The 12,532-nt window shown below is 35.8% G+C and carries 9 protein-coding genes and 3 pseudogenes; 1 reads left to right on the forward strand and 11 read right to left on the reverse strand.

The window, feature by feature from the left end; genetic code table 11:
* Positions 1-78 precede the first annotated feature (78 nt).
* From AFK68_RS28660 to AFK68_RS28680, 6 genes and pseudogenes are all read right to left on the reverse strand, one after another.
* Positions 79-276, reverse strand: a complete 198-nt coding sequence (locus AFK68_RS28660; RefSeq protein ID WP_094677160.1) for a hypothetical protein — start codon at positions 274-276, stop codon at positions 79-81.
* Positions 277-536: 260 nt separating this feature from the next.
* Positions 537-1,256, reverse strand: a complete 720-nt coding sequence (locus tag AFK68_RS28665) for a hypothetical protein (protein ID WP_094677162.1) — start codon at positions 1,254-1,256, stop codon at positions 537-539.
* 698 nt (positions 1,257-1,954) lie between these two features.
* Positions 1,955-2,155, reverse strand: a pseudogene (locus AFK68_RS35670) (Mg-chelatase subunit ChlD); the annotation flags it as partial.
* A gap of 6 nt (positions 2,156-2,161) precedes the next feature.
* On the reverse strand, positions 2,162-2,854 hold a 693-nt coding region (locus tag AFK68_RS35675; protein WP_246844521.1), incomplete at its 5' end, for a VWA domain-containing protein.
* 1 nt (position 2,855) lies between these two features.
* Positions 2,856-3,514: pseudogene (locus AFK68_RS46830) on the reverse strand (extracellular solute-binding protein); the annotation flags it as partial.
* Between the two features lie 1,366 nt (positions 3,515-4,880).
* Complete coding sequence (locus tag AFK68_RS28680) at positions 4,881-5,081, reverse strand: hypothetical protein (protein WP_246844522.1); 201 nt, start codon at positions 5,079-5,081, stop codon at positions 4,881-4,883.
* A 1,291-nt stretch (positions 5,082-6,372) separates the two neighbouring features.
* Here AFK68_RS28680 and AFK68_RS28685 point away from each other — a divergent pair.
* A complete protein-coding gene (locus AFK68_RS28685; RefSeq protein WP_094677168.1) occupies positions 6,373-6,828 on the forward strand; it encodes a peptidoglycan-binding protein in 456 nt (151 codons plus the stop codon).
* A gap of 749 nt (positions 6,829-7,577) precedes the next feature.
* Here the strand turns inward: AFK68_RS28685 and AFK68_RS28690 are convergent.
* The 5 genes and pseudogenes from AFK68_RS28690 to AFK68_RS37505 all read right to left on the reverse strand — a co-directional run.
* Complete coding sequence (locus AFK68_RS28690) at positions 7,578-9,200, reverse strand: substrate-binding domain-containing protein (protein ID WP_246844523.1); 1,623 nt, start codon at positions 9,198-9,200, stop codon at positions 7,578-7,580.
* Positions 9,201-9,450: 250 nt separating this feature from the next.
* The gene (locus tag AFK68_RS37500) at positions 9,451-9,603 is read right to left on the reverse strand and encodes a hypothetical protein (protein WP_168186693.1); all 153 of its coding nucleotides are present in this window, start codon (positions 9,601-9,603) and stop codon (positions 9,451-9,453) included.
* A 27-nt stretch (positions 9,604-9,630) separates the two neighbouring features.
* A complete protein-coding gene (locus AFK68_RS28695; RefSeq protein WP_094677170.1) occupies positions 9,631-9,939 on the reverse strand; it encodes a hypothetical protein in 309 nt (102 codons plus the stop codon).
* A 1,106-nt stretch (positions 9,940-11,045) separates the two neighbouring features.
* Positions 11,046-11,434: IS1634 family transposase (locus tag AFK68_RS28700; protein ID WP_143438396.1), on the reverse strand; the 389-nt coding region annotated here is incomplete at its 5' end.
* A 1-nt stretch (position 11,435) separates the two neighbouring features.
* Positions 11,436-11,877: pseudogene (locus AFK68_RS37505) on the reverse strand (IS1634 family transposase); the annotation flags it as partial.
* Positions 11,878-12,532: the final 655 nt, after the last annotated feature.

Genomic DNA, 12,532 nt, shown 5'->3' on the forward strand with positions numbered 1-12,532 from the left:
ATCTTAGACTAATAAATTTTTTTTCAACTATTCCCTATTCCCTATTCCCTATTCCCTATTCCCTGCTATAGATAAATTTTAACGGCTAGTACCATCTTTTTGTGGAATAGGTGGTTGTTCATTTTTTTGATAATTTTTTGGCTGCTGAATAATAGTTTTTTCAGTTTGAGAGAAACTATGATTGAATTTATTTGTTTGTATTTCCACCCCTTGTACCATCGTAATATTTATTGTTATCAACAATCCAACTGAAAGAGAATCAAGTTTATTATTCATAATTTTCTTCCTGGTACTTATTTATCTATCAGAAAAAATATGATTGTTTATGCAAACTTGATTCTTTAAAGCTGGAAAAATTCAGTATTTTTACTATTATCCTAACTCAGGGCAAAAATTATAGAGATAGCTTTTCTCAAGTTACTGAGGTACAGTTGTTTTTCTTCTTTTCTATTTCCTGTTTCCTTATATGAAATAGAAAAAATTGTGCAAATATACGAATCACCCCATCTCCCTATCTCCCTAACTACTCCCTGGATTTAAAGAAACATTTTTATGTTGTCTTGGTAGCTATTTAATTCATCACTCAAACTCCGCAAATCTTGAATTTCTTCAGAATTATTCAAGTTAGCATTCCGCAATTTATTTTCTAGTTCTTGCAATAATCCGGCTGAATCTTGCACCATTGTCTGTAGACTAAAAATTTTTGCTTGCCGAGTATCTTTTCCAGCTTTTGCTAACTGAATATTCCTTTCTAAACTAGCAGCTAATTGTTGTAAATGCTGTTGAGAAATACCGTAGCTCGACTTTTGCTTACTCTTAACTTCTAATAGTTGTCTTTGCAAATCATCCACAGATAATAAAGCCTCATTATTTGGTAATTTTCGAGAAACTTCTGTAATTTTTTGGGGCAATTCAATCGAGCGGTTACAAACTGATTGAACTGTTACTAATAAATCCATGTGGAATGTTTCACCCCCTAACAATTGATTGGCTTCTTGACGCAATATTTCAGCTTTTTCTGCCAAACTTTTTGCCAATCCAGAAATAACTTTTAATTCCTGTTCTAACTCTTTATTTGCCAAATTTTGAGGATTAGCCTCTCTAGACTTCAACACTGTAGCACTTGCCACAGAAATAGCTGCAGTAGCAGGTAAAATCACCAAATTTGGGAACCTAAAAAATCGGATGCCAGCCACTAAAATAACTCCACCTATTAATATAGATATAGGATAATCAAACGGATTTACTAATTTCATATTTTCCTCCAATAATGACTTACCGAATAATTAATAATTAATATAGCAATTCCCAAGAAGCGTGAGGTACAAAATTCGTTTGTTTTAGGGAACACTTAACTGGGAACACTTAACTGGTATGGAGGGAATAGAAAATAAATTAAAGATAGGTGTACCTCATAAGCTTGAGAAACGCTATAGTTAATAATTAATAATTAAGAGTTGATAGTCAATTAATTATTCATTCAACAATTCACGCCTTAAAGCCTCTCCCCCTTTGTAATTAATAATGAATAATTAATAATTGATACGCCATAAAGAAGCGCGAGCTAGTCTGTTATAAATCATGAATGCTTCACTCTAAATAATTGTTAATTGTTAATTGTTAATTGTTAATTATTCAGAAGGGGTAATTATTAATTATTAATTGTATTCCTAGGTCATGCTGCGCAAACGGCACCTCGTCACATGAACATTGTTAATTGCTGAAAATAACTAAGATAGCAATGTGAAATGACTCGTGAAAAAAAGACGTAGGGGTTTGCTTTCCAAATCCATTATGCACTTGTGTTTGGAGACCAAACCCCTACAACCAAATATTAGAACCTATTTAGGATTGCTATAGACATCTCCAATAATAAAAAATCAAATCAATTATTGCACTCTTATTCATCAATTTTTTCCCCCTACTCCCTGTTCCCTACTCCCTACTCCCTATTTTAAAATTCTGTTTGTAGATCGGACATTAAATTAACAATAGTTTCTGGGTTTCCCTGACGATAATAACCACCATTTAACTCAGCAATTTGTTTCAAAACTTGAGCATCAAACTCTCCCTTTTTTCCATAACCAATAGTAAAAAAAGCAATCCTTTTATCAGACTCAAATCCACTTTGTTTCAGGTTATTATTAAGTTGTTGNCTATTTTAAAATTCTGTTTGTAGATCGGACATTAAATTAACAATAGTTTCTGGGTTTCCCTGACGATAATAACCACCATTTAACTCAGCAATTTGTTTCAAAACTTGAGCATCAAACTCTCCCTTTTTTCCATAACCAATAGTAAAAAAAGCAATCCTTTTATCAGACTCAAATCCACTTTGTTTCAGGTTATTATTAAGTTGTTGCAGAGAAATTTTAGAACCAGAGTCTTGCCCATCAGTTAAAACAACCACAGCATTAATAGCATCAGCACGGAGATTTTGCTGCAATAAATTTCTAGCATCCAAAGCAGCATCATAAAGTCTAGTACCACCATTCGCCCTCAAACCACTAATAAACTGAAAACCCCGATCGCGACCTGCAGCACTACCGTCAACCCAAACTGGAGTGCGTATTTGAGAGTCAAAGTCAATCAGACCAATTTTTTCTTTCGGTCCTAAACCTTCAATATAGTAGCGCAAAGTATTCTGAACTGCTGGTAATTTGTTACCTCCCATAGACCCGGAAGAGTCAACCACTAAAACTACCTGAGATGGTTTCTTCGCAAATTGTTGCCAAGACTTAATCATGGCATCAACTACTTCTGGTCGGGGAGTCCGCAGAGAATCATATTTAGCATTGGGGTCAACTCCGTATTGAGGAGAAAATTTTGCTCCCAATGACACCCCTGGTATCCCNGCTGGTAATTTGTTACCTCCCATAGACCCGGAAGAGTCAACCACTAAAACTACCTGAGATGGTTTCTTCGCAAATTGTTGCCAAGACTTAATCATGGCATCAACTACTTCTGGTCGGGGAGTCCGCAGAGAATCATATTTAGCATTGGGGTCAACTCCGTATTGAGGAGAAAATTTTGCTCCCAATGACACCCCTGGTATCCCTGGTCTAAGACCTAAGTCTGTCAGAATTTTTTGGGTAGTAGGCGATCGCAAATAATCAATAACTTTTTCCGCAGCTTCTTTTTCCTCGTCACTTACCCAAGGAGCAGTTGGCAAAATTGCTCTCATGTTAGAAGTAAAAGTAGAGTTGGGATAAACTGCTTGATACCGAGTTTGAATATTAGCAGTATTTGCCTCAATGACAGAAGACTCATAAACAGAAGCGATGGATGCCCAAAACGGACCATTTTTTACCATATCTTCAGCTAAGGAACTGGTGGAAACCCCGTAGCGAGTAACTTTGCTCTGAATTTTTTGAATTTGGGGTTGATATTGTTGCACGTCCGCAACGGTGAGTTGTTCGGCGCGTTTATTGGCAACGGAGGCAAACTGCGCAACCAAAGTTTGTAAACCAGAATTGGAACGAGTGGGGGAAGTATGAACATAATGTATTGGCAGTTGGGGACTACTTGAGTCTAGGTCTNCACGTCCGCAACGGTGAGTTGTTCGGCGCGTTTATTGGCAACGGAGGCAAACTGCGCAACCAAAGTTTGTAAACCAGAATTGGAACGAGTGGGGGAAGTATGAACATAATGTATTGGCAGTTGGGGACTACTTGAGTCTAGGTCTCGGTGAGTTTGAGCATTGACGAGAGCTTGATATATATTTGATTGTTTTTGTAACCCAGGTGCGACCTCTTGTGATGCCATGAATACCATTGGACTATTTGCCAACAAAGGTGCGTCAGTAATTTGAGGAATATAATTTTGTCCGGGATAGACTTGATTAATTTTGTATAAGAGTTGGGAATGATAAATTTCCCCATCTACGGAAATTAGGGTGGGAAATTCTGGGGAGTTTGGTTGAATAGCTCCACTTTTCAATTTTTGGGAGAGAGAAACTATTTCTGTCACCACATCCCCACTACCTTTTGCTTCACATTTCAAGTAAAAAGGTTTGCCATTATCAAGTTTGAGATTTTGTTGACTGAGTTGAGTGGCAGCTTGGTTACAGAATTTTTCTAAAGCGCTGCCGACTAAAAATTTGACTTCAACACCTGAAGAATTTGGGGAATTATTGACTTGAGCGCAAGCTCCCAGAAATAGAAGTCCTAAAGTAGGAATTAGACTTGTTTTTTGCCAATTGATTTTCATTTTATTCAGTTGTAATCTAAATTTGTTCTATTTAAGTAGGTGAGCATAAATAAACTTAACGAGGGTAGGGCGGGTTTTTAGGAATAAATTGTTAATTTATCAAAATTTTGCTTAAACCCGCCCCTACAATTTTTTTTAACGTTTAATTAGACCTACCTACTTATTAATCAGCCATTTATCCCTTTTTTATGCAAAAAAAATAGGCATCCCATAGAATGCCTTATGAATAATCAGCTTTGTTCTATATTGATTAATCAGCTAAAATTTCAAAAATTATGCAAATCAAGCAAATTCCAGATTACAGAACTTTTCAGGTTGATGACCTCAAGTCAAAACCAAAACCCAGTAGGGATGTTCCATGGAACGTCTCTACTGTGTTCTTTTAACTTTTGACTTTTGACTTTTAACTNAATAGGCATCCCATAGAATGCCTTATGAATAATCAGCTTTGTTCTATATTGATTAATCAGCTAAAATTTCAAAAATTATGCAAATCAAGCAAATTCCAGATTACAGAACTTTTCAGGTTGATGACCTCAAGTCAAAACCAAAACCCAGTAGGGATGTTCCATGGAACGTCTCTACTGTGTTCTTTTAACTTTTGACTTTTGACTTTTAACTTGATTTAATTCTTACTTTTGACTTTTGACTTTTGACTTTTAACTTTCTTACTAGTCAATTACCCAATAACCATTTTGTCGCCAATATTGTTCTCTTAAAGCCATTTCTAAGTCATCTTGTTGAATCCAACCTTGAAACATGAGTAGTTCTCCAAGTTTTTGACGGCATGAAGCTTGGACATCTATTGCTTGGTCTAATTGAGCTTGGGAAATTAAGTCTCTGCGGATGAGAATTTCACCTATTTTCATCATTGTATTTTACCTGTTTAAAATTATCTGATTTTGTATCGGCACCCTAATAACTGACTCTAGTTATAAGTATATATCTAAATCAATACTTAATAATCAGTTAGTTTCTGGATATTTATGCAAAATTTAAGATCGCCAGGGATAAAAGTAAGAAACTCAAGTCTCCTACTATATTCTTCATCAATCAAATATGGTAAATTTACAGATACTCCTAACACTATTTACAAAAATTTATATTTCCTTATCCCACAATAATGGATTGTTTCATCTTAAGTGATGCAATAGATGTACGTTGGGTTGAGGCACGTTTTTGCTGACGCAAAGCTCCGCTTTATATGTCGGCAGCCGAAACGCTGCGCGACATGTTTGCAGAGCATTCCCTATACGAAAAAGCGCAGCTTATCCGTTAGCGCAGCTTATCCGTAGGATAAGGATAAACCCAACAAAAATCTTTCTCCCCTACCCCCCTACTACATAATGCACTATTTTAGCTGAAACAGTCCAATAATATAGAGAAGGTTCCCAAATGAACATCTACTGATTAATCAGAGGAGCAGTTAAGACCTTCTCAAACTCTCAAATATAGAAATTTAACTTCGTGCCTTCTAAAGTTTGGTAAGCATTCAGCCGTCAGCCTCTTTCAGACGAGCTGCCTCTTGCCTCCTCCGGAGGAGCTGCGCTAACAGAGGAGCTATCCTACGGAATGCTCCGCAAACGCTTTTCATGTCGCTCCGCGAAACGCTAACAGCTCTCAGCGTTCCTCGTTTNGCATTCAGCCGTCAGCCTCTTTCAGACGAGCTGCCTCTTGCCTCCTCCGGAGGAGCTGCGCTAACAGAGGAGCTATCCTACGGAATGCTCCGCAAACGCTTTTCATGTCGCTCCGCGAAACGCTAACAGCTCTCAGCGTTCCTCGTTTATTTCAATTTATATTTGACCATTACTTTGCAGGACTACCCAAATATTAAATCAGATCTCCCAACACAACTGTTGTTATAACAGAATGTGACTCCTGACTGCTAATCAATGTGTAAGACAATGCACGTCCACCCACAATAAAAAGTTAATTGTGATAAATCATGCACATGATCGACCTGCTCAAAAATTTAGGAGATGATAAAAATATAGAGATTTGATACATGAGGAGTACCTCAAAAGAAAAGTATCAACTAACTTCTATAGGACTTACGCAACGACACTAATTATACTGGGTTTATCTGGAATGATGACCAATTAATAAGCTGTATATAGCGTTCCTGCGTAATTCCTGATCAATTCAAAAAACAAGGAGAAAATTATGCTTACTGGAACTCAAACAACTACCACTCGTCCTACTCTTACCCTTGGTAGCACTGGTGAAGATGTGAAAAATTTACAAACATTTTTGAATGCCATTATTGCTAATAATAGCTTAGTAGTTGATGGAATATTTGGTGTAGCAACAAAGGAAGCTGTCATAGCTTTTCAAAACGAATATGGTGGTTTAACTGCGGATGGAATTGTTGGTCCCCAAACTTGGGGAGTAGTAGATACAATTGTTCGCACTACTCTGTATTTTGGTAGCACTGGAGAAGATGTAGAATATCTACAAAGACGGTTAAATGGTATTAGCTCTGCTTCCTTGGTAGTTGATGGAATATTTGGTGTAGCAACAGAAGAAGCTGTGAAGAATTTCCAAAAATTCCATGGTTTAACTGTGGATGGAATTGTTGGTCCCCAAACTTGGGGAAAATTAGAATTGATCGATGTTTAGAGTTTAATTCACTAATCAAAACTTAGGCTAGGGCGCTATATATAGCATCTACTAATTGAGGCGATCGCTGACGCAAAGCTCCGCTTTTTCGTATAGGGAATGCTCCGCAAACATGTCACGTAGCGTTTCATGTCGGCTCTTAGCCGAAAACGCTTGAAAATTTATAGCGATATAGCTGCCGCACTTGCTCCGCCTTTCATGTCGGCGACAGCCGAAACGCCTCAATATTTCTGCCATTCTTAAAGCAAGAGAAAAAAATACCTATCAAATAAAAATAGCCCTGAATTTTATTGTAGGCTTTTTCAGCTATTGGAGCAGATAATCTGATAGTAAATCATGTTTGACTGCTTCAGAAAACTGATATAAAACGTCATAACAAGTGGCATTTTAATGTTTACTTCATTTGATGATTTTAGTAGATTGGCATTTAGAGCAGTGGATAGCTAGAAAATGAAATTTCATATCATGTCCCCTGGTATTGTTTGTGTAAAAGTTGGGGAAATATTTACCTTATGTAAGGTTTTTCCTTCCCTTCTTCCCTTCTTCCCTTCTTCCCTTCTTCCCTCCTTCTTCTTCCTTCTTCCTTCTTCCTTCTTCCTTCTTACTTCTTACTTCTTCCTTACCTTCTCACTTGCAATACCGATGCTACCGGACATGATATCAATTTATATTTAACCATTACTTTGCAGGACTACCCGTTCATTTTCATTGCTAATAGCTAAATGCTTACAACTTTTGACTTTTGAATTTCACCTAATCGGACTATATCCTGCTTCTTTAATTAAATTTTGCCCTTCATCTGTCAATAATAATTTTCCATAAGCTTCTCCAGCTTTCTCATCAAAAGAACCATCTTTTTTCACAATCACAAATAACCGTCTTGTGATGGGATATTTTCCATTTTCAAATGCTTCTAAATTCGGTTGATTACGATTTTGTTCGGAACAATTTTCTGGTGGTACAAAATCACCCTTGTAAGGAACAACAAAATTACCTCCAGATTCAAAGGCAATTGCTAAAGGTTTCACACTACACTGAGGAATAACTTCTGAAGCTGTAGCAAAATAAATTGCACCTTTATTTGCCTTTACCTCTCGTAAAGCTTTAGTAGTTGTAGGAATAAAAATCACATTTTCACCAAATTTTTTGTTACTTAAAATTTCTTCTTGAAAGAAAGGAGTTGTACCACTATAAACAGGACGAGAATAGGGCAAGATTTCAATATTAGCTCCTCCTATTTCACTCCAATTTTTAATCTTACCAGTATAGATATCCTGAACTTGTTTTAAAGTTAAACCTGCAACATCAAGTTCGTGATTAACCACAATAACAATTCCATCAATAGCAACAGGAACTTGCTTCAGTTGAAACCCTCTATTTCTTGATCTCTGCAACTCAGCATCTGTTAGAGGTCGTGAAGATTCGGCAAAAGAAATTTGACCTTTGATTAACATTAAAATCCCAGTTCCTGAACCAGGTGGTAAGCTAGGATGTTGTTTATAACTCAACTTAAATTCTGGAAAAATATCTTCGATTTTTGGATTAACTTTACTGCGAATTGGTGCCCAAGTAGTGCTGCCTCCATGTAGCCAATTACCGTTAGGAATCTCATAAATATAAGCAAAACATTTGTCAGATTTGATTTTATTTTCTGGAGAATCTACATTCTGAACAACTTCTTGGGGGCAACGAAATAATGGAGGATTTTTTACTTCTGGTTCTGGTTTTTCTCCTATTAGCCACCAAATTACTCCACCAACTACCAATAAACTTATAACTCCTAATAAAAACAAAGTTTTTTTGTTCAGCAATGAACCAATAGTTTTAGGAGTAGAGATTAAATTATTAGTAAGTTCTTGCCAGGTTAAAGGTTTATTTAAGGCTGATTCTCGAATAAATATTGTTGGCAACCACATTGCACCTGGATATTTATTCTCAAAATATTCCAGACGTTCTCTAGCAGTATGAACGGAAGTAAATAAGGATTTATTATTAGTAAATTCTGCAAAAAAATAGTCTAAAAATTTGACTGCTACTTCATCAGGTATTGGTTCTCGCATAACAATACTACGGGGCAAACTTAACTTAGCTAATTGACTAGCTAATCCCAAACCATCACAGGAATTAAAGATCGCTAATTGTAATCCTTTATCTATTACATATCTGAGAGAATTATTAAACTCGTCAATACTTAATTCATCAGAGTTGTTAAGAGAAATACAGCCAATTGTACCATCTTCTTCACTGCGACTATGACCAGAAAAAATAAATATGTGGAAACCTGATTCTTGTCTTAATGTATTAACAAATTTTTCTCGACTGGGCTGTTTTAAACAGATAACTTCAGCTTCTTTTTCCTGTAATTTTTGCACTATTTATATATCTAGATTTGTATTAATTCCCGCGCTTTTTCCAACTACCAAAAGGACTCTAATTTTGCTACAGCTAGGATAAGGTTTAAGTTCACCTTTACCGAATTATTAATTATTAATTGTTAATTAAATAATTGTGGTTTAAAGCCTCCCCTTGGATAGGGGAAAAAAGTGCTAGGATATTTCCCAATCTTCAATCCTCTCGGTTTTAACCAGAGGTAATTATCAATTATCCATTATCCATTATCAATTAATGAACTCTAGCTCTTATAGCAATTTCTGCTTGAGGAAACCGAGATGTTAATAAACTCCATTCTTGCCAAGGTAGTCGTCGAAGTTTAGGGTTTTTCACATCTAAAAATACACGAATTTCTGAGCCAGAATTTTCCAATGAACTAAACACAGAAATTAATTCTTCTCGGATAGGTCGCTATTGACGCTCATCAGAATCTAGCCATTGATTAATATAAGTTTTTACCAGTTCTCTTTGTTCTAAACTAGAGTAAGAAATAGTTTGTTTGGGGCTAATTCGAGTCGCAATTTTACGAACCTCATCTAATTGGTTATAAGCTAATTGCCAATTACTCAAGGATGATTCTAATTCTGATGGTAAAGGCGGCAAAAAACCATCAATAGAATCAAATTTACTATCGTTAGTAGTGAGAGTAACAGGAAACCCAGGAGCTTCAGTTTCGATTAGTTTAATCTTAATAATACTCATACTGGCATTATATTTCATTCTATTTTTTCATGATATTTTGTATTTTAAGTTCCCCCCAAAAAAATTTTGCTGCTCTTCAGTTAGAGGGAGTTTATAATAAGTTTATACATAGATAATTACAGTAAAATCCTCTACAAAATAGCAAAAATATTAAGATATTTGCATTCCTCCTAACACCTAATACCATTTCTCAAAAAGTTTTCTACATTTGGTTAAGCAGGGAAGCAGGGGAGTGGTAGGGACGTTGCATGCAACGTCCCTACAGAGAAGTAAAGATAAGAATAATTAACCCACATTCCGCACGACAAAATGTAGTACAGAAAGAGGAGAAAACTTGAGTAAGTATTTAGACTTAACAATAAATAGTAGGAGGCGATCGTAAATTAATAGATTAATGACCCATCCCCACCCTCATTTTTCGGGAATGATGTTANCCCACATTCCGCACGACAAAATGTAGTACAGAAAGAGGAGAAAACTTGAGTAAGTATTTAGACTTAACAATAAATAGTAGGAGGCGATCGTAAATTAATAGATTAATGACCCATCCCCACCCTCATTTTTCGGGAATGATGTTAGCTCAAAAGCTTATCCGTTAAGTGTTTCAACTTCCTAGTCGCTTCTGCCGTACTCCATAAATGCTTTTGAGAATGATATCAGTTGCGGGAACTTACAAATAGACATCTTCAAAAATTGCCAAAGTCCCTCTATCACTTGAGCGATCGCATCTTAAATAATTGCCAAGCACTTAATTTTACACTACTATTCAATCGTTGATTATTTTAGCCCTTTGCCTGCTTTGATCTCCAGTTTCTNAAATAGTAGGAGGCGATCGTAAATTAATAGATTAATGACCCATCCCCACCCTCATTTTTCGGGAATGATGTTAGCTCAAAGCTTATCCGTTAAGTGTTTCAACTTCCTAGTCGCTTCTGCCGTACTCCATAAATGCTTTTGAGAATGATATCAGTTGCGGGAACTTACAAATAGACATCTTCAAAAATTGCCAAAGTCCCTCTATCACTTGAGCGATCGCATCTTAAATAATTGCCAAGCACTTAATTTTACACTACTATTCAATCGTTGATTATTTTAGCCCTTTGCCTGCTTTGATCTCCAGTTTCTTAACTGAGTAGATAGTATCTTTGACAACTGGGAGGAAAAAACTTCAATAATTCTAAACGCTCATAAGTTAGATTAGATATGCTCTTAACTCCAGAATTAATTAATAAATGAATCGACTGAAAACATTGAAATATCCAACGTAAAGTCGGTCTATTAGTAGGACGGCCTAATTGATTTTTTACCGTAGATTGAGTACGGTTTAAGGTTTGGCGTAGTTGACGTTGACCTAAAGTATAGACCAACAAACATAAACCCATAATTAACCCCAAAGCTTCAATTCTATGGGGGGATTTAAGGAAGACACTATCAGTTAAAAATAGGGGGTCTTTAAGAAACCTGAAACCTCTTTCAACCGATTGTTGTCCTTTGTATTTAGACAACATTTTTTNCCAACAAACATAAACCCATAATTAACCCCAAAGCTTCAATTCTATGGGGGGATTTAAGGAAGACACTATCAGTTAAAAATAGGGGGTCTTTAAGAAACCTGAAACCTCTTTCAACCGATTGTTGTCCTTTGTATTTAGACAACATTTTTTCTGTAGTTAATTCCATTTTATCTAGGACATTTGTTGCCAATATAAATCGACCTGCTCGTTTTTTTTCTAGTTCTATTTTTGAATCTCTTAAGCTCACTTCAACTATGACTTTATAAGGAAAATCTAAATCATATTTCTGCTCTAATTCTTGAATATTAAATTGTTTAAATTCGTGATATAAAAAGTTTTTAAACAGCTTTCTTGCTGCTGTTTCTGCATCTGGTATACAAGCAAACTTTTCAGATTTTAAGGTGCGCAGTTTTTTGTTAACTTCAACTCGTTCTTTCTGGATTTTTNGCTCACTTCAACTATGACTTTATAAGGAAAATCTAAATCATATTTCTGCTCTAATTCTTGAATATTAAATTGTTTAAATTCGTGATATAAAAAGTTTTTAAACAGCTTTCTTGCTGCTGTTTCTGCATCTGGTATACAAGCAAACTTTTCAGATTTTAAGGTGCGCAGTTTTTTGTTAACTTCAACTCGTTCTTTCTGGATTTTTTTCTCTAGATTTTTTAAATCTGATTCTCGGCGCTGTTGACTTTCAACTATTAACCATCTTTGTTGAATTCCTCCGTAGGTTTTTGAGAGTTCTTGATAGCTGTATCCTTTAATCTGACTGGGAGTAAGATCATATCCATCTATTTCTTGAACTAGCTGATGAGCTGCTTTGATACGAACTGGGACTCGGCTTAACCATTTAATATTTGTTAATAACTGGAGATNGTTCTTGATAGCTGTATCCTTTAATCTGACTGGGAGTAAGATCATATCCATCTATTTCTTGAACTAGCTGATGAGCTGCTTTGATACGAACTGGGACTCGGCTTAACCATTTAATATTTGTTAATAACTGGAGATTTTCTTGGGTATATAAAGCACTATCTGCCACCATTAAACTGTCAAAATTTAACTGATTTTTAAACTCTTTCATGGCTAAAACAAAT

The organism is Hydrocoleum sp. CS-953 (assembly GCF_002260545.1).
Lineage (GTDB): Bacteria > Cyanobacteriota > Cyanobacteriia > Cyanobacteriales > Microcoleaceae > Trichodesmium.